Origin of the sequence: Pontibacter pamirensis (assembly GCF_010015475.1) — a bacterium.
Classification (GTDB): domain Bacteria; phylum Bacteroidota; class Bacteroidia; order Cytophagales; family Hymenobacteraceae; genus Pontibacter; species Pontibacter pamirensis.
Genome location: NZ_SSNI01000001.1, coordinates 153,953 through 171,509, shown reverse-complemented (window position 1 = coordinate 171,509; position 17,557 = coordinate 153,953). Strand labels below are relative to the sequence as shown.

Below are 17,557 nucleotides of genomic sequence, written 5' to 3'. Positions count from 1 at the left end.
GCTTTAATCAAGATAATCTCTTCTGTTTCTAACACATCTACATAAAAGAAACCGTAACATCATGTATCGTGATTTGCAATTATTCTCTTCTTCCCGCATAAAACAGCCGAACCATGTACATCAGGAATCTGATTTTCATACTCTTTGCCTGCCTCTGCTATCATAAGGCACCGGCACAAAGCACCGGCAGTTGCGCTGAAAGCCATATGCGCGCTGTGCAACGGCAGGCTGCGGCCACTCCCGGACACCAGCGCCTGATGAACCAGTACGACATGACATTTTACAAACTTGACCTGCAGTTGGAACGCAACAGCACCTACATTGCCGGCAACGTGACCTTAGCTGCTGAAGTAAGAGGCTCTCCCCTTACCATTTTCGCTTTTGAGCTTCACCCCAATTTTCAAATCGATTCAGTGCTGGTAAATGGCACCATGGAAGCGGCTATCAGTCGTAATGCTGGCGATGTAGCGGTAGAACTATCCTCCTCTGTAAATGCAGGTGCCCCCGTTAGCGCCACCATTTACTATAAAGGCACTGCTCCCTCCGGGGCCAGCGCTGCTATTGGCAACGGATTCAGCACCGCCACAGAGCCTAACTGGGGCAACTCCGTTACCTGGAGCCTGAGCGAGCCCTATGCCGCCTACGAGTGGTGGCCAACCAAACAAGTACTCACCGATAAAGCCGACTCGGTGCACGTGTTCGTCACAACCAGCGCGGAAAACAAGGTGGGATCTAACGGGCTGCTGACGCGCGTGGCAGATGTGCCCAACAACAGGAGGCGGTATGAATGGAAGTCCCGCTATCCGATAGCATACTACCTGGTGTCAGTAGCGGTGTCTGATTACGAAGAGTACGTAATTAGCGCCAACCCGGAAAGTGCCGCAGCACCTGTGCCTATTTTAAACTATGTATACAGCGGGGGAGCGCTTGATTTTTTCAGGGAAGAAATAGACCGGACAGCGCCCTTCCTGGAGTACTTCTCAGAGTTGTTTACGCTCTACCCTTTCCATGAAGAAAAGTATGGCCACAGCATGGCGCCGATGGGCGGCAGCATGGAGCACCAGACCATGACTACGCAAAGCACCTTCACCTTCACCCTCACGGCCCATGAACTGGCCCACCAATGGTTCGGCGACCATGTTACCTGCGCCACCTGGCAGGACATCTGGCTGAATGAGGGCTTTGCCTCCTACGCCGAATACCTGGCCCTGCAGCGCTATAGCCCCACCGATGCCAGCACCTGGATGCAGCAGGCGCATAGCTTCGCCTTACAACGCCCCAGCGGGAGCCTTCGCGTCCGGGACACCACAAGTGTCAGCCGCATTTTTGATTACCGCCTGACCTATAAAAAGGCCGCAACTGTGGTGCACATGCTACGCTTTGAGATAGATGATGATGCGCTGTTTTTTGAGGCCCTGCGCAACTACATGCGCCAATATGGTGGAGGTACCGCCTATACCGCCGACCTGCAGCGCGTGTTTGAAGAGACAACCAACAGGAACCTGGACTACTTCTTCGACCAATGGTATAACGGCGAAGGCTATCCCATCTTTAACATTGAGTGGAACCAGGAAGGGAACAGGCTACTGATAGTAAACCGCCAGACCACCAGCAGCACGTCAACTCCTTTCTTCAGAACAGATCTGCAGTACCTCATCAGAACCGCCACCGGCACCACCACCGTTCGCGTAACACAGGACGAGCCACTGGAGCAGCACCTGCTAGCGGTTGAAGGCACCGTAACAGCTGTCGAAGTAGACCCTCAGAACTGGGTGCTCAACGCTGCGCTGCCTGCACAGCAGAATCTTGCTTTAGAAGTGCCTGCATTGGAAGAGGTCGTGCTTTACCCCAACCCAACACCTTCCTTCATACAAATTAACAACTTATCCTTTGGTCCCACCGCTGCCACCATATATAACACAGCGGGACAAATAGCAAAACGCCTGCAGTTAAAAGAGACAATGCAGATAAGTATGGATGTTTCTGACTTGTCCGCCGGGTACTATCTGCTACAGCTGAGCAACAACAGGCAGCACTATCGCACCCGCTTTGTTAAAGTAGGTGGAAGATAGGCAGGTGGCGCTTCCCTCAGTACTGCATCATGTAAATTACCCGCTGCGCTTCCTTTACATTATACTCAAAGGCCAGGCGCTTATAGTTAATGGCGTCGATGATGGTACCAACAGCGCAAAGACCGCCGGTAAAAAAGTAAAGCAGGCCCATCCCAATCTGGCCGAGCAGGAACCGGTGCACACCAGCTACGCCCACTAACCCGATGAGGGCTGTAATGAGGACAATTTGCGAATCTTTGCGGCGGGAACGGTAAATGTGTACAAACCGCTGCGCTTCCTGGTCCGGCATGTCCTTTACCAGCGTCTGAATGTAGTTCATTTCCTCCGGGTCCAGCTCCGGCATCAGGTTTAGAATATTAGCCATAGTTTTATCTTAGATTTTGGTTTCAGGTTGATGATACGGCCACAGCAGTAATTGCACACTGCGCCATAGTAAAATAAGAACTGCGGGCAGCGCCAGCGGATGCGCCTCCCACGAAGCCCGCCATTCTCCCCGGAACAGGAAGGCAATGCCGTGCCCCAGGCCACAGCCCCAGCACCCGTTCTTCCATACCCAGCTAAAAGGGCAAAAGCTAAACAAATGCTCCCCGGCAGGCTCCATAAACGCCAGCGCACCGAGGCCCAGCACCCAAAACAATACCTCGAGCAGGCTGTTTTTCTGTTTGAGTGCTATCAGGCAATGCTTTTGATGAAGGACTGGCTTCAACTTCATGATATAGCGCGACGTACGGAATGATAGCGCCTTAATTTAGAATAATATTCTGATAATCAAAAACTATGAAAACATCCCTTCGCCTGTTGCCCCTGCTCCTGCTCTTTGTCCTGTGTGGCTGCTACCGCATCTTGCCGTCTAACGGAGGCGGCCAGGGCAGCATCCGCACCGAAGCCCGGCCAATCAATCCTGATGATATTGCGCTGCCAGCCGGTTATTCCGCTGAGGCCGTGGCCACCGGCCTTACCTTCCCGACGGCGGTGGCATTTGATGAGCAGGGGAGGCTGCACGTGTTAGAGGCAGGTTATTCCTACGGCGAAGTGTTTCTGGAACCAAAGCTGCTGCGCGTGGAGCCGGGAGGCAGCCTGACGACCGTGGCGACAGGCATCAAGAACGGCCCCTGGACAGGTGTTACCTTCCATAACGGCAACTTTTATGTGGCAGAGGGGGGCGAAATGCTGGGTGGCAAAATCCTGCGCATCTCCCCCGACGGCAATATTACAAGCCTTATAGAAGACCTTCCCACCATGGGCGATCATCATACTAACGGCCCCGTGATAGGCGCAGATGGCATGTTATACTTTTCGCTGGGCACAGCTACCAACTCAGGGGTTGTGGGGCCAGACAACTACGATTATGGCTGGCTTGAAAGGTACCCAGACTTCCACGATATCCCTTGCCAGGATATTGTGCTGGTCGGACGGAACTACACGAGCAATTTACCGCCCGAACCTAAAAGCGAAGAGCATGTCACGGGCGCCTATTCACCCTATGGTGCAGCTACCACACCCGGCCAGGTGATAGAAGGCCGCATCCCCTGCTCAGGTGCTGTGCTGCGCATGTTACCGGAAGGAGGAGCGCCACCAGAACTGGTAGCCTGGGGCTTTCGCAATCCCTTCGGGCTGGCTTTTTCGCCTGCAGGGCAGCTTTATGTAAGCGACAACGGCTACGATGTGCGCGGCAGCCGTCCTGTCTGGGGTACCGGTGATTACCTTTGGGAGGTAGAGCAAGGCCAGTGGTACGGCTGGCCTGATTACTCCGGTGGCCTCGCCTTTAACGGCGACAGGTTCGCCCCACCTGGCGAAGAACCGCCTCAGCCTATACTCGCACAACACCCTAATAAACCACCCAAGCCAGTGGCGACGCTTGGCGTTCACTCTTCCTCTAACGGCCTCGACTTTTCCCGCAGCGACGCCTTTGGCTTTAAAGGGCAGGTCTTTGTAGCGCAGTTTGGAGATCTGGCGCCGGGTGTAGGCAAAGTGTTGGCTCCTGTAGGGTATAAGGTACTACGGGTAGACGTGGAGAGCGGTGTAGTGACAGAATTCGCGGCCAACGAAGGTAAAATAGTAGCACCCGCTTCCAAACTTAAGAATGGCGGCTTTGAGCGGCCTATCAGTGTCAAATTCTCACCAGACGGAGAAAGCCTGTACGTGGTAGACTTCGGAATTATGGAAACAGGAGAAGGAGAAGATATCAACCCGGTGGTAAAGACCGGGGTCATCTGGAAAATCACTAAAACAAAGCCCTCTCTATGAAAAGATGTTTCTTACTCAGCGTCGGCTTTTTTCTGCTGCTCATGCTCAGCTACTGCGGCACAGCCCGCCGGGGAGTACCCATGTTTGATCCTGTTGATATAGAAAATCAGGCGGTGGCTCAGGGTGAAAAGGTTTATATGTCGTACTGCCAGAAGTGCCATCCAGGTGGTGAGGCCGGCCTCGGACCGGCCATCAACAACAAGCCATTACCTGGCGCTATGATTAAGTTCCAGGTCCGAAATGGCCTGGGCATGATGCCAGCCTTCAAAGAAGAAGTCATCCCGGATGAAGAACTGGATAATATGGTGGCCTATCTGAAAACACTTCGCAAAGCAAAAGAAGAGTAGTAACTTACGGAAAGCAACGTATAATCTTAACGGGAGACAAAAGCAAAGTAAAATTGCAGCTGCTAATTTTATGAGAAAGACTGTACTTTACATCGCCGCCAGCCTGGACGGTTATATTGCCCGCCCCGACGGCAGCACAGCGTGGCTGCACGACGAGATTTATACTATAAAAGGAGAAGATTTCGGCTACAGCGAATTTCTGCAGACTATTGACACCACGCTCATGGGGCACAGCACCTACAAGGTTGTTCTTGGCTTCGATATGCCTTTCCCATACCCCGACAAAGCAAACTACGTCTTCAGCCGTTCTTCCGGGCATACAGACACGGAGCATGTAAAGTATATAAGTACTGATGCAGCTGAATATATACAGAAGCTGAAGCAAAAGCCAGGCAAGGACATCTGGCTCATTGGCGGCGGACAGTTGAACACGCTCCTGCTCAACCACAACCTCATTGACGAAATCATCCTCACTTACGTTCCAAGGGTACTAGGCGAGGGCATACCGCTTTTTGCACCCGGAGCACAGGAGACGAAGCTAAAAGTACACAGCAGCAAAAGCTACGACAATGGCTTTGTGCAGGTGAAGCTGGGGAAATAGTAACTCTACGGCATCTGCCAAGCCTGCCTTAATTTTTACTTACCTTTGCCACACACTTGTCCTGACAACAAGTGCTGACATCAGGCATTCGATATTTTGACAAATAAAATCGGGAATCAACTCAGGGGACTGGCCATTTACCAGACTATTGGGGGCAGCTTAGGCATCGCTTTCACTGTTGTGGTCATGCTGCAGGGCGATACAATTCTAACGCAGCAAGTGCTGCGAGCTTCTCTTTTAGCAGCGGCGCTTTTTGTATTCTCTATTATCTGCGGCTCCCAACTGTTCCGCAACCCACAGCGTGGCCTCAGGCTCTCGCTGGTGAACCAGGTGCTGCAGGTAGTATACTTTGCATTTGGCGCCTATGGCTTTCAATATGTGGCCGGACTGCGCGTGGGCTTTGGATTCGACATGGTTGGCTCCTGGACCTTTAAATTTCGCCTGGCCCTTTCCTCTTTCCAGTTTGACTTTGGCACCGACACCGGGCAAAAGTTCATCGGCATTAATCTGCTGGCGCTGTTCTTAATTTTCTGGATAGAAAGTCTGCAGGATAAGGTAAAGCCGAAGGTGTAAGATACTATACCCACACCTGCCATAAGCATCTCCTATAACAGGTGTGAGTTGATTGTTTAGAAGAAGGCAATTGCGTTTGTACTGTTGTAAACCTGAATCACTTCAAGTAAATCGACTGTATTTACTGACGCTGTTGCCAGCCCAGCACCAACACTAACAGGCACTCCCACTACAAATGCAGTAGCAAACGGAGCCGCAGCAATACCAAGTACTGAAAAACCAACACCGCCTAAAGCAATATTTTTAATAAGCGATTTTCTTTTTGCCTTATGCAAATGCTCCCGCATAAGTTCCTCCGCCGCCTCATTCCCTGTAATCATCTCTGTCAACATATTCACTGTTTGCGCACGAGCCTGCTTATTACCAGAATCAAGGGACTGCAGCTTCTTACTGCCCGTCTGGCTGATGTGGGTAGCATAACCTGCACTATTCTCAGCGTAGGTGCTGTAGCCATTAATTTTGCCGCTTATTACCGGGAAAAGCCACAGGTCATTGTAGGAGGTTCCGACGATAGTGTCTCCAGAGGCTTCATCAACCCTGTAAATATATTGCGTGTCAGACGCTTTTATCTCTTCGCCTTTAGAGGCTAGTGTATAGCTGCCGCTGTGCTTTGCATATTTTATACGCCCTGTAATTTCTCTCTCAACCCCATCAAGAAATAAGACCTTGTATGTATAGACACGATGCAACTTGAAGAGCTTCTGCCTGTCCCTTGTGCCGGCATTCTCATTGTCTAACCCGCCGCCCTGACCAAACAACTTCACATTCAAATTATCAAATTCTGCTCCTGCTTGTTGAGAAGACTGAGCGTGAGCTTTAAACCCACAACACAGCATGCAAAACACCCCTGCTACTATCTTTCCTGCTAATTTTATTTTCATGATGCCAATATAAATGGCTCTATATATAGCATCCTAATTTAAGGTCGATTATATTTGAAAATTTATATAATCACTTATTTCATTGCTCTTCAAAACCCCTGATAAAGCAACACCTTAAGCAAAACTGACAATATTAGTATAATTATATATCTAAACTAACAGCAACAAGAAGAGTTCAAATTCTCCACTACAATTGCCCTCTGTAGAACTCTGCCGGCACACCCTGTACGCCAGGTTTTATAGCGAACAATCCCCCGCTCCCGGGGTATTTCTCTAATTGCTCCGGCGTTAGCCATTCCCTTACAGTAGTAATATAAAGGATGTCAAGGTTCTCCCCGCCAAAGGCGACGGAGGTTGTGTGCAGGGCAGGCACATCCACGCGCTGCATTATTTCGCCGGTAGCAGGATCGCAGCGTATGACTGCGCTACCTCCCCAGAGGGCAATCCAAAGCTTACCTTCAGCGTCTATGGTCATACCGTCGGGCGAGCCATTTAAAGATGCAGGGATACGAATCACAACCCTGCCCTTGCTGATTTCCCCGGTTTCATCATCATAGTCAAAAGCCTGCACCGTCAGGGTTGGAGTATCTATGTAATACATTGTTCTTTTATCTGCTGACCACATAATGCCGTTGGATATAGTGACATTATCCACTACCCGATGAAAGCTTTTGTCTTTGTCCATTCGGTACAAGGCTGCGGCTCCTTCCTTTACATCGTAGGCCATGGTTCCTACCCAGAACCTGCCGGAAGGGTCTGTTTTCCCATCGTTGAAGCGCACAAGCGGATCCTCTAGTGGCTTTGTGACCAAGGTAAGTTCTCCTGTTTTAGTATCCATACTGTAAATGCTGTTTTGGACGGCCAGTAAAACGCCTCCTCCTTCGATAGGCACAACCGTACCTACCTTGCCGCCTGCAGGAAACTGCATGTCTTTGTTGGTAGCGGGATCATAGATATGCAGTTCCGCTGCTTCTATATCCACCCAGTACAGTTTCTTTTCAGTGGGGTGCCAGATGGCACCTTCGCCTAATTTGGCTTTGGCGTCCAGTACCAGTTCGGCAGTTGTGTTTTGTGGGAACAATTCCATCATAAGCAGGTGCAGCGTCAGGTTAAAGCACAATAACGTCTTTTTTACAAAGAAAGGTTAGATTTTTAGGGGCTACACAAATAAAGGGCAAATGAGCTACATGGCGCTGCTTTAAAGTACGGCCTGCGCAGAAGGGAGTATTGACTTCCGTATTATAGCAACAGCGGCCACTTCATTCAGTATGAATGTGGCCGCTGTTTGCAGGAGAAACACAATTGCTTCTCTTTAACTTTTAAGCAAATTGTTAAATGGTAATCACTTCTGTTTGAGGCAAAGCATCATGGGGTATCAGGTTTATCGGTAATGCTGCAACTTGGATATATTTGCTCCTCCCCTTGCTCCTTTTCCTTTCTATGTTTCTCTTCCAGCCTCTCTTCATCCAGCATCTCCTGATTGATAGCATCAGTAAACCCTCTGGTGAAGCCAAAGCTATCATCCACTGATCTTTGGCTGTAATTCCATGTGTCGGAAATCCATCCTGGACTATTATTTCTTCTAGGTCTTCTCATCACACACACTCCTTTCTTTAATTAAATGCCAGAAGTTTTCAGGCACAAGTTAATTTATTGATTTATAATATATTATACGGAATTTTTCATAAATAGTGCTACAGAAAGTGTTCCTAAGAATTTTAACATATGGCTTAAATCTGCTGCATGAATAACCGTATAGAATGAAGTGAATAAGAGAAGCTTACCAAGCTCAGAATTACCTGGAAAAAGAGTTTATTAGCTGGCATTTTTAACCCTGTTCACAATGATACACCGGTTATTTGCACACTTCTAACAAACATCTTAAAAAGTGAAGGCTGGTACAGATTTCATGTCTGTACCGGCCTTTTCAATAATATTATAAAACAACCTACTTCTTTTTCTTCGCTTTGGCTTTCGCTTTTTTGGCTTTGGCGGCTTTTACTTTTTCATCGGTTTCCTCCGCCTCCTTTAACAGCGCCCTCCAGTCGTATTTAGCTTCGGCGCTGAAGTCGATGGTGGCTTCGTAGTCTTCCTTGTCTACTTCCAGCACTTTGATGTCTTTCGTCAGGTAAGACTGTATCTCGTCCAGAATCGGCTTCTCTTCAGGGCTGCAGAACGTAACGGCAATGCCTTTGGCTGTGCCACGGCCTGTGCGGCCCACCCGGTGCACGTAGTTCTCAGGTTGCTCTGGCAGGTCATAGTTTACGACATAGTCTACATTCGGAATATCGATGCCGCGTGCGCTCACATCAGTAGCAATAAGCAGTTTAGTATCGCCCTTGCGGAACTTCTTCATGGCGTCGAGTCGGTCTTTCTGATCTTTATCACCGTGAATGGTCATGCTCTCAATTTCCACGCGCTCCATGGCTTTCATCACCCGCTCGGCACGCACTTTGGTTCGCACAAACACCAAAATCTTCTTATCCGGGTTTTCCTTTACCACGCGCTCCAGAAAAAAGCGTTTGTCGTCCATGTCTACGTACATCACCGAGTGGTCCACGTTCTTCGCTACCGGGTCCTTTGGCGATACCTGGATGCGCACCGGCTTGTTCACCAGCGAATAAGCCAGCTCTTTTATCTTTTCGTTGATGGTGGCCGAGAAGAACAGCGTCTGGCGCTTGCCCGGCAGTTTGGTAATCAGCTGCCGGATGTCGTGTATAAAACCCAGGTCCAGCATGTGGTCTGCCTCGTCGAGCACGAGCACCTCCACACGGTGCAACTGTATATACCCCTGGCTTACGAGGTCGAACAAGCGGCCCGGCGTGGCCACCAATATATCAATGCCTGCCTCCAGTTTCGCAATCTGCGGCCCCTGCTCCACACCACCGAACACGCTGAAAGTATTTACACGGGTGCCGCGGCCAATTTCATTAAATACCTCTGTTATCTGAATCGCCAGTTCCCGCGTAGGCACCATCACTACGCATTTAATGCCGTCGCCACGCTTCCTGTTCTTACTGAACTGCAACCTGTCGAGTACCGGAATAGCAAAAGCCGCCGTCTTGCCCGTACCTGTCTGGGCAATAGCCAACACGTCTTCCCCTTTCATAATGGGCGGTATGGCTTTATACTGTATGTCAGTGGGCTTCGTGAAATTAAGCTTGCTTAAGCTTTTCTTTATTTCATCAGAGATGCGGTAGTCTTCGAACTTCATAGGGATGTAATTTAATGGCTACTGCCTATAAATACGGCAAAAGCGGCCTGCAAAGGTAGCTTATCTTTTTGGCATCTACAGCCTAAGCACTCCTTTCACGTTTTGCCCTGCTTTACCCGGGCAAATTTAACAGTCTGCTCAATTAAAATTCCTGTTTGAGACTGCAACTGGTTTATACTTCCAGCATCAGTTTATCTTCACCCAACTCCTCTTTCATTACAATGTTCAGGTCATGCAGCGCCTGCGCGCAGTCGCCATAGTAAGAGGAACCGTGCATGGTAGCCAGCGTCTGAGGGTTTAGGGCTGCCAGTTCCTGCAGCATACCCGCGGTTTTGTGGGTGTAAGGCATATAATCGTTTAGTGGGGATTGCTGCATATTCCGAAGCGCAGCCTTTACCTTCTCTATGATGTCTGATGTAGTGATAGGCGCACAGTTCCCATTATGATGGAAAAGGTCGGAGCAAAGCAACGTCTTATTCTTTTCTTCAAACAATACGCCTGCATCCCAGCCATGTGGCAGGTGGGGTGTAGGTATAAAACGATAGCTATACTTGCCTGTCTGCAGCACATCTGCCCTGGTTAGCCCTCTGGCCGGCCTTATAGCGAAATCGCTCATGTTCACCATAACCCCTACCTCGCTGCAAACAGCCTGGGCATGAGGCGCAATGCCCAACCAGTCGTTCAGAGAACCGCATTCATCTACCTCAAAATGGCTGAAGCCAATCCAACGAAGCTCTTCCGGGGAAATGAGCTTTGCCACGGCCTCCTTCAGCATCGGAAACATACTTCGCATGCCGGTGTGATAGAGCATCGGCTCGTCATCCTTTACCAGGAAGTGGTTGAACTGCATATCGTAATCGGGCACATACAGGCTGATTCGATAGAGGTCTGGGGCAATTTCATCGATTGTTGTCATGGCTATTAGTTTAAGGATACACTGGAAATAAGCAAAAACAATATCAAATGCATTCTATACATATACGATTAACCTTTCAAAAAAATCCACTGATGCAGACAAATAAATAATAGTTACAGAAACTTTTATGATAGTAATGCTATTATAAATAAAAGTTTAATAACTTTGCAGCAACTTAATGGTTACAGAGTGTAAAAAATGAAAGGCATAAACAACGAAAATGGCCACTAGCATACATATCAGCCTGGATCACAAATGCTATCTGCGGGAGCCGGAAAGCACTGAATTGGGCAAAAAAATTATTTCAGAGAGCATTAGGCTTATTAATGCGCTGGGTTTTGAGCAGTTTACCTTTAAAAAACTGGGAGCAGAGATTGGCTCTACAGAGGCCTCCATTTACCGCTACTTCGAAAACAAGCACAAGCTGCTGGTATACCTCGTGTCGTGGTACTGGGCCTGGGTAGACTATACAGTTATGTTCCAGACACACAACATATCCGACCCTCGCAAGCGCCTGTGCAGAGCCCTGGAGGTGCTGACAAAAGCTGGCCAGGATGACGACCCGAATATAGCCTATATAGATGAGCGCATCCTTTACCGCATTGTAGTGGCGGAATCTTCTAAAGTATACCACACCAAAGAGGTGGATGCTGAAAACAAGGAAGGTTATTTTCTGGAGATAAAGCGCCTTTGCCGCCGACTGGCGCAGATGGTACTCGACCTAAACCCGGCTTACCCTTACCCGCATGCGCTCATCAGCACGGTAATGGATGCGGCACACCAGCAAATGTACTTTGCCAAGCACCTGCCGTCGTTAACGGACATAAAAGACACGCAGCATCCGGAAGAAGAAACAAAAGATTTCCTGAAGCACCTGCTCTTTTCAACAATTGATAGTATACAGTATAAAAGCAAGCAAAGTAACCATGGCTAACCCTAGCAAACAAAAGCATGCAACACCCATGCAGCGTTTCCTGAACCTGCTTTCGATAGAGAAACGCGAGATAATCTACCTCTACGTTTATGCAGTGGCGGCAGGACTTATCAGTTTGGCGCTGCCGTTGGGTATACAGAGTATTATTGGCTTTGTGTCCAGCGGGCAGATATCGGTGTCGGTGGTCGTACTTATCGGGCTGATTGTGCTGGCTCTGCTCATCGTAGGCGGTTTGCAGGTGATGCAACTATGGATGGTGGAGTACCTGCAGCAGCGCATTTTTGCCAGAAACGCCTTCGACTTTGCTTATCGCATACCACGCCTGCAGGCCGAGGCCCTGGATAAATACTACCCACCGGAGCTGATGAACCGCTTTTTTGACGTGGTATCGCTGCAGAAAGGGTTAGCGAAAATACTGCTGGACTTCTCATATGCCGTTATCCAGATTATATTCGGGCTGATTCTGCTCTCGCTCTACCACCCTTACTTCATCTTTCTGGGGGTTATACTGGTGGTGGTGCTCATCTTCATTATCTGGAGAACCGGAGACAGGGGTGTGGAGACGAGTATCAGGGAGTCGAAGTACAAGTATAAGCTGGTCGCCTGGCTAGAGGAACTGGCCCGCTCCCTGAGCACGTTTAAACTGGTAGGGCACACCAACCTGCCAATGGAGCGCACGGATAGTTATGTAAGAAGCTACCTAAAAGTAAGGAAGGAGCACTTCAACGTCCTTATGACGCAGTACCTCAGTTTTGTGGGCTTCAAGACCTTTATCACAGGCGGCCTGCTGGTGCTGGGCTGTATCCTGGTGGTGCAGCGGGAGATCAATATCGGCCAGTTCGTAGCCTCCGAAATCATCATCATCCTTATCATGACAGCGGTAGAGAAGATTATCGTGAAGCTGGACACGGTGTATGACGTGCTGACCAGCTTGGACAAAATCGGGCATGTAACAGACTTGCCTATTGAAGAGGTAAAAGGCATCAACTTGGAAGAACTTTCGCTTGATGGCGGCCTGAGCATACAGGTACAGAACCTGCGCTACCGCTATCCAGGCCTTCACAGAGCAACCCTTGAGGACATCAGCTTTAGCATCAAGCCGTCGGAGCGCATCTGCCTGGCGGGCTACAACAACTCAGGCAAGAGCACGCTCATTAGCCTGCTGCTGGGCCTGTACCCTTCATACGAGGGAAGCATCATCTACAGTGGCGTGTCGCTCCGCGACCTGCACATTGGCAATTTGCGCAGCCTTATCGGCGACAATATGTCGAAGGAGCAGTTATTTGACGGCACGCTCCTGGAGAATATTACACTGGGAACTGACCTGCCGCTGCAGGATGTGCTTTGGGCAATAGACATGGTAGGGCTCAGCGATTTCGTGCACAGGCTGCAGGATGGGCTTCAGTCTTACCTCGTGGGTGGCAGCCAGCGCCTGCCGGGCAGCATTGCCCGCAAAGTAGTGATGGCACGCAGCCTGGTACGGCGCCCCAAGATGCTCATCATCGATGACTTCTGGGTGGGCATGAGCAAAAAAGAGAAGATGAGCTTAATGCGTACACTCACCGGTGAGCAGTTTAACTGGACAATGATTATTGTATCCAACGACCTGGACGTGATGGAACTTTGCGACCGCACGCTGCTGCTGCAGGACGGAAAATTGGTAGCCTCCGGCAGCTATGAGCAGATAAGCCAGCACGAATTATTAAAGGAATTAACGGAAGTAACAGCCTAAAAACTATGGCAAAGATAGTAGAAGATTCAACCCAGAGGAATTACATGGAACTGGAGGCCATGCAGCAGGTGCAGACGCCTCACCAGGGCCGCGTCCTCACCTACTGGATAGGAGGCATCTTCCTGGTGGTTGTGCTGTGCCTTTTTTTACCCTGGACCCAGAACATAAGTTCACAGGGCGAACTGACTGCACTTACACCACAGGACAGGCCTCAGACAGTAGAGGCGATTATAGCAGGACGTATTGAGGAGTGGTATGTGATGGAAGGAACTTTTGTAGCTAAAGGCGACACCATTGCAACCTTATCGGAGATAAAGGAAAAATACATGGACCCCAACCTGCTGGCTAACCTTGGCCAGCAGTTGGAAGCGAAGCAAGGCTCTGCCGTGGCAACGGGAGCGAAAGCCGAGGCCATGCAGGAGCAGATACAAGCGCTGCGAGAGGGCCTGGTGTTCAGCCTGCAGAAGGCCCGTAACAAAGTAGAGCAAAGCCGCCTGAAATTACAGAGCGACAGCATGGACGTGGTAGCGCAGCGCACTGAGCTGGCTATTGCCGAATCCCAGTTTGAGCGCCAGGAGAACCTATACGAGCAGGGCCTGAAGTCGCTGACAGAACTGGAGCAGCGCCGCCTGAAACTGCAGGAAGCACAGGCAAAGCTTTTATCACTGATAAATAAGTTCGACGCTTCCCGCGCTGAGCTGCAAAACGCCCGTACAGAGCTTAACTCGCTGCAGGCGGAGTACGCTGATAAAATCGCGAAGGCAGAGGCAGAACTAAGTTCTACCCGGTCCTCCATCTTCAGCACACAGGCAGACGTGGCAAAGCTACAGAGCGAGTACACCAGCACGCAGGTCAGAAGTCAGTACTACCACATTCTGGCACCGCAGACAGGCTACCTGGTTAGAACATTGAAAGCGGGTATCGGCGAAACCATAAAAGAGGGAGAGGCTTTGGCAACCATCATGCCGGCCAACCCGCAACTGGCAGCCGAACTTTATGTAGACGCCCTGGATCTTCCGTTGATAGAGCCGGGAGATGACATGCGGCTGCAGTTTGAGGGATGGCCTGCCCTGGTTTTCTCAGGTTGGCCAGGTGCCAGCTTCGGTACCTTTGGCGGCGAAGTGGCTGTAATCGACAACACAGGCACAAATGGCCAGTACCGTCTGCTGGTAGTGCCAGACCCGGAGCAGGAGGACTGGCCTGATGCTTTGCGTGTCGGCTCTGGCGTGCAAGGCTGGGCCATGCTGAACACGGTGCCTATCTGGTACGAGATATGGCGCCAGCTAAACAACTTCCCGGCTGACTATACCGGCACCGAGCCTAAGGCAACAAAAGACACGGCAAACAAAGCTCAGGCGAGCTATGAAGAATAAGCTGAAGCATGATACGAAAGAATAGACACCTCATTCTGCTGTTGGCGCTTGTGCTGCTTGTATCTGGTACGCCTATAGCGCAGGCACAGGTGCTGAGCCCGGTGCAGCCAGAGGCAGATGATACCATTCAGGCCCTTACGCTCAGGGATTTCCACCGCCTCATCCTGCAACACCATCCTGTTGCCTCTCAGGCTGCCCTGCTCACGGAGCAGGCGCGTCAGGAGTTACGGATGGCACGGGGTATGCTTGATCCTGTTATCAGCAGTAACGTGTACCGCAAAGAATATAATGGCAAGGAGTACTATAACCTGTGGAGCAACACCCTGCGCATACCCACCTGGTTTGGCCCCGAGCTGATAGCCGGTTACGATCAGACCCAGGGGCAGTATCTTAGCCCTGAAGCCATCACGCCTGAAAGGGGCCTGAGCTATGCTGGTATTGCTGTGCCGCTGGCCCAGGGGTTGTTCATTGACGAGCGGCGTGCTATCATCAGGCAGGCAGACCTGATGCAGGGCATAGCAGAAGCAGAGCGCGTAAAACTCATCAACAAGCTGCTGCTGCAGGCTACCAAAGATTATTGGGACTGGCTGCTGTACTTTCGGGAAATGCAGCTTTATGAGGAAGCACTTGAGCTGGCCTCCTTCAGACTACAAGGAGTGCGTATACGCGTGCAGGAAGGGGACCTTGCCGCCATTGACACGGTAGAAGCGCTCGTGGCAGTACAGGATCGACTTGTTATGCTGCAGCAGGCCCAGCTGGCTTATAATAATACCCGGCTGATGGTGGCCACGCACCTCTGGGGACCTGATCAGGTGCCGCTGGAGCTACAGGAAAGCACCATACCAGCCTTAATCGGCAGCGAGTTAACTTCGCTGCCACAGGATTCGGTGCAGCAGCTGCTGGTAATAGCGAAGGCAAACCACCCTGACCTCCGCAAGCTCTCCCTGAAAGGGCAGCAACTGGAGGTAGAGCAGCGCTTTGCCGCCAACAAACTACTGCCCAAGCTAAACGCCGAGTACAATGTGCTGCAAAGCGACTTTTATTTGAATTCTGATGTGCTGGAGCGCCAGCATATGGGGGCCAACTACAAATTAGGCGTGAGCTTCAGCATGCCACTGTTCCTCCGGGAGGCACGGGGAAAGCTGCAGCTTACAAGGGCCAAACAGCAGGCAAACAGCCTGGAGCTGATACAGACTGTTCGCGAAGTGGAAAACAACTTATTAGCTGCCTTCAACGAATGGCAGGCGCTGGAAGAACAGATCAGATTGCAGGAGCTAATGGTGGAAAATGCAGAAGCACTCCGGAACGGGGAAGTTATCCGTTTCCAGAACGGGGAAAGCTCTTTGTTTCTGGTGAACGCCCGCGAAGTAAAACTCATGGAAGCGCAGCTGAAGCTTTATGCTCTCCGGGCAAAGTACGCTAAAGCCAAAACAACATTGTATTGGTCTGCGGGTGAGATTACAGTAGATTAATTAATGGATCAACTAATAAAGTGCCCCGCTGGGATTATTATATCACGTTATTAGCTAAGCATTTCTGTAGAGGCGCAAAGTTTTGCGCCTCTACTTCTTTCAGGCACAGTCAATAAACTTTAAAGACTTCCGACGGCTTTAAATAAACACAGAAACATTTCGCACCATCCCCTAAGAAATTTGAATTAATCTCAGTCTTTAGACTAACTCCTCCAAATCCTGAAAAGTAAAACAAGTAAGCAGCACTAGAAACTCAGCAGGATTAACAAAAAAACCTCCCATCATAGGAAAAATAGCTTAAAGACCTCCCATTCTCTTCTTTACACCTCTTTAAGTAGCCTCTCCAGCACTTACAATAATTATAAATTAGTATATAAAACTTGTCTAATGTTACGAATTCTTCTCTATATTCGCAGCTTTAAATTTTATAACCTTTTTTATGAAAACATTCTTACTTGCATTCTCGGCCTGTACCCTGGCCGCCTTCACGTCCTATGGGCAAACTTACCCGGCTGACACAACCGCTGCGCCAACTTTAAAAGCGCAGGCAAACCATGTGGCCACAGAGCTTAATGTGAATCCTTTTAACGGAACCATAAGCTTGAACAACTCCATCAATCAGCTTAAGTTCAGGTACTTTATGGTGCCTAACCTTGCTTTGAGACTTGGGCTTAATGGAAGCAGAGTAAGCGATCTTTCTGAGAACGTGAACCCTTACGGCACAAACTCCTACCGCTACAAAAGCGAGCGCAGCAGCACAACTATTGGCGTAAACATTGGTGTGGAAAAGCACTTTGCCGGCACCAGAAGACTGTCTCCGTACGTGGGAGCCGACTTTGCAGTGGTAAAGAAATCCTCCGAACATGAAATTACCGAAGGGCAAAACACCACAACCATCACTGGCGCGTGGCGGAGCGGAACCCTATACCAAAACGGTTATTCCTACAGCTATGGAGAGCGTGGGTATACTAGCTACGGGATTAACCTGGTAACAGGATTCGACTTCTATATGGCTAAGAACTTCTTCTTTGGTTATGAGATGAACTTTGGCTTCAGCCAAAAGAGTATGGAGGAGATAGATGTGAAGCAGACGGGTTCAAACACAACTCCTTCTGATAATGGCGATGTTAAAGATACATCCTTCTCATTTGGGCCCAGCCTGATGAATGGCGTTAGGATAGGATATGTATTCTAG

At 49.8% G+C, this 17,557-nt stretch carries 17 protein-coding genes; 10 read left to right on the top strand and 7 right to left on the bottom strand.

The window, feature by feature from the left end; translation table 11 throughout:
* Positions 1-113: 113 nt before the first annotated feature.
* Positions 114-2,072: a M1 family metallopeptidase gene (locus E1919_RS01470; protein ID WP_162051571.1), complete on the top strand. Its 1,959-nt coding sequence runs from the start codon at positions 114-116 to the stop codon at positions 2,070-2,072.
* A gap of 16 nt (positions 2,073-2,088) precedes the next feature.
* On the opposite strand, the gene E1919_RS01465 is transcribed toward E1919_RS01470, so the two are convergent.
* Positions 2,089-2,436: a TM2 domain-containing protein gene (locus tag E1919_RS01465; protein ID WP_162051570.1), complete on the bottom strand. Its 348-nt coding sequence runs from the start codon at positions 2,434-2,436 to the stop codon at positions 2,089-2,091.
* A 9-nt stretch (positions 2,437-2,445) separates the two neighbouring features.
* The gene (locus tag E1919_RS01460; protein WP_162051569.1) at positions 2,446-2,784 is read right to left on the bottom strand and encodes a DUF2752 domain-containing protein; all 339 of its coding nucleotides are present in this window, start codon (positions 2,782-2,784) and stop codon (positions 2,446-2,448) included.
* Positions 2,785-2,849: 65 nt separating this feature from the next.
* Here E1919_RS01460 and E1919_RS01455 point away from each other — a divergent pair, with 65 nt between their 5' ends.
* The 4 genes from E1919_RS01455 to E1919_RS01440 all read left to right on the top strand — a co-directional run bounded on the left by E1919_RS01455 (position 2,850) and on the right by E1919_RS01440 (position 5,840).
* Complete coding sequence (locus E1919_RS01455; RefSeq protein ID WP_162051568.1) at positions 2,850-4,319, top strand: PQQ-dependent sugar dehydrogenase; 1,470 nt, start codon at positions 2,850-2,852, stop codon at positions 4,317-4,319.
* Complete coding sequence (locus tag E1919_RS01450) at positions 4,316-4,666, top strand: c-type cytochrome (RefSeq protein ID WP_162051567.1); 351 nt, start codon at positions 4,316-4,318, stop codon at positions 4,664-4,666. Before E1919_RS01455 ends, E1919_RS01450 begins: the two co-directional genes overlap by 4 nt.
* Before the next feature lie 70 nt (positions 4,667-4,736).
* Positions 4,737-5,267: a dihydrofolate reductase family protein gene (locus E1919_RS01445; protein ID WP_162051566.1), complete on the top strand. Its 531-nt coding sequence runs from the start codon at positions 4,737-4,739 to the stop codon at positions 5,265-5,267.
* Positions 5,268-5,363: 96 nt separating this feature from the next.
* Positions 5,364-5,840: a hypothetical protein gene (locus tag E1919_RS01440; RefSeq protein WP_162051565.1), complete on the top strand. Its 477-nt coding sequence runs from the start codon at positions 5,364-5,366 to the stop codon at positions 5,838-5,840.
* A 56-nt stretch (positions 5,841-5,896) separates the two neighbouring features.
* Here E1919_RS01440 and E1919_RS01435 read toward each other — a convergent pair whose 3' ends face one another.
* The 5 genes from E1919_RS01435 to E1919_RS01415 all read right to left on the bottom strand — a co-directional run bounded on the left by E1919_RS01435 (position 5,897) and on the right by E1919_RS01415 (position 10,851).
* On the bottom strand, positions 5,897-6,721 hold the full coding sequence (locus E1919_RS01435) for a hypothetical protein (RefSeq protein ID WP_162051564.1): 825 nt from the start codon (positions 6,719-6,721) through the stop codon (positions 5,897-5,899).
* Between the two features lie 187 nt (positions 6,722-6,908).
* Entirely contained in the window at positions 6,909-7,811 is a 903-nt protein-coding gene (locus E1919_RS01430) for an SMP-30/gluconolactonase/LRE family protein (RefSeq protein ID WP_202915826.1), read from the bottom strand.
* A gap of 275 nt (positions 7,812-8,086) precedes the next feature.
* Positions 8,087-8,317 (bottom strand): hypothetical protein, encoded by a 231-nt coding sequence (locus tag E1919_RS01425; RefSeq protein ID WP_162051563.1) that lies wholly within the window; start codon positions 8,315-8,317, stop codon positions 8,087-8,089.
* Between the two features lie 352 nt (positions 8,318-8,669).
* Positions 8,670-9,935, bottom strand: coding sequence for a DEAD/DEAH box helicase (locus tag E1919_RS01420; RefSeq protein ID WP_162051562.1), 1,266 nt, complete (start codon positions 9,933-9,935; stop codon positions 8,670-8,672).
* A 172-nt stretch (positions 9,936-10,107) separates the two neighbouring features.
* Positions 10,108-10,851 (bottom strand): oxygen-binding di-iron domain-containing protein, encoded by a 744-nt coding sequence (locus tag E1919_RS01415; RefSeq protein WP_162051561.1) that lies wholly within the window; start codon positions 10,849-10,851, stop codon positions 10,108-10,110.
* A 220-nt stretch (positions 10,852-11,071) separates the two neighbouring features.
* On the opposite strand from E1919_RS01415, the gene E1919_RS01410 reads away from it, so the two are divergent.
* From E1919_RS01410 to E1919_RS01390, 5 genes are all read left to right on the top strand, one after another.
* On the top strand, positions 11,072-11,785 hold the full coding sequence (locus E1919_RS01410; protein WP_162051560.1) for a TetR/AcrR family transcriptional regulator: 714 nt from the start codon (positions 11,072-11,074) through the stop codon (positions 11,783-11,785).
* Positions 11,778-13,517, top strand: a complete 1,740-nt coding sequence (locus E1919_RS01405; protein ID WP_237143944.1) for a peptidase domain-containing ABC transporter — start codon at positions 11,778-11,780, stop codon at positions 13,515-13,517. The genes E1919_RS01410 and E1919_RS01405 overlap by 8 nt, the downstream gene beginning before the upstream one ends.
* Positions 13,518-13,522: 5 nt before the next feature.
* Positions 13,523-14,890 carry an HlyD family secretion protein gene (locus E1919_RS01400; protein ID WP_162051559.1) on the top strand — a complete coding sequence of 456 codons (1,368 nt, stop codon included), beginning with the start codon at positions 13,523-13,525 and terminating at the stop codon, positions 14,888-14,890.
* Between the two features lie 8 nt (positions 14,891-14,898).
* Positions 14,899-16,362 (top strand): TolC family protein, encoded by a 1,464-nt coding sequence (locus tag E1919_RS01395; protein WP_162051558.1) that lies wholly within the window; start codon positions 14,899-14,901, stop codon positions 16,360-16,362.
* 439 nt (positions 16,363-16,801) lie between these two features.
* A complete protein-coding gene (locus E1919_RS01390; RefSeq protein ID WP_162051557.1) occupies positions 16,802-17,557 on the top strand; it encodes a hypothetical protein in 756 nt (251 codons plus the stop codon).

What these genes read in the sequence shown, in the direction of transcription:
- E1919_RS01420 (WP_162051562.1), bottom strand. Translation starts at nt 9,935, where the DNA reads ATGAAGTTCGAAGACTACCGCATCTCTGATGAAATAAAGAAAAGCTTA.
- E1919_RS01425 (WP_162051563.1), bottom strand. Translation starts at nt 8,317, where the DNA reads ATGAGAAGACCTAGAAGAAATAATAGTCCAGGATGGATTTCCGACACA.
- E1919_RS01465 (WP_162051570.1), bottom strand. Translation starts at nt 2,436, where the DNA reads ATGGCTAATATTCTAAACCTGATGCCGGAGCTGGACCCGGAGGAAATG.
- E1919_RS01470 (WP_162051571.1), top strand. Translation starts at nt 114, where the DNA reads ATGTACATCAGGAATCTGATTTTCATACTCTTTGCCTGCCTCTGCTAT.
- E1919_RS01435 (WP_162051564.1), bottom strand. Translation starts at nt 6,721, where the DNA reads ATGAAAATAAAATTAGCAGGAAAGATAGTAGCAGGGGTGTTTTGCATG.
- E1919_RS01415 (WP_162051561.1), bottom strand. Translation starts at nt 10,851, where the DNA reads ATGACAACAATCGATGAAATTGCCCCAGACCTCTATCGAATCAGCCTG.
- E1919_RS01400 (WP_162051559.1), top strand. Translation starts at nt 13,523, where the DNA reads ATGGCAAAGATAGTAGAAGATTCAACCCAGAGGAATTACATGGAACTG.
- E1919_RS01455 (WP_162051568.1), top strand. Translation starts at nt 2,850, where the DNA reads ATGAAAACATCCCTTCGCCTGTTGCCCCTGCTCCTGCTCTTTGTCCTG.
- E1919_RS01430 (WP_202915826.1), bottom strand. Translation starts at nt 7,811, where the DNA reads ATGATGGAATTGTTCCCACAAAACACAACTGCCGAACTGGTACTGGAC.
- E1919_RS01405 (WP_237143944.1), top strand. Translation starts at nt 11,778, where the DNA reads ATGGCTAACCCTAGCAAACAAAAGCATGCAACACCCATGCAGCGTTTC.
- E1919_RS01445 (WP_162051566.1), top strand. Translation starts at nt 4,737, where the DNA reads ATGAGAAAGACTGTACTTTACATCGCCGCCAGCCTGGACGGTTATATT.
- E1919_RS01390 (WP_162051557.1), top strand. Translation starts at nt 16,802, where the DNA reads ATGAAAACATTCTTACTTGCATTCTCGGCCTGTACCCTGGCCGCCTTC.
- E1919_RS01410 (WP_162051560.1), top strand. Translation starts at nt 11,072, where the DNA reads ATGGCCACTAGCATACATATCAGCCTGGATCACAAATGCTATCTGCGG.
- E1919_RS01395 (WP_162051558.1), top strand. Translation starts at nt 14,899, where the DNA reads ATGATACGAAAGAATAGACACCTCATTCTGCTGTTGGCGCTTGTGCTG.
- E1919_RS01460 (WP_162051569.1), bottom strand. Translation starts at nt 2,784, where the DNA reads ATGAAGTTGAAGCCAGTCCTTCATCAAAAGCATTGCCTGATAGCACTC.
- E1919_RS01450 (WP_162051567.1), top strand. Translation starts at nt 4,316, where the DNA reads ATGAAAAGATGTTTCTTACTCAGCGTCGGCTTTTTTCTGCTGCTCATG.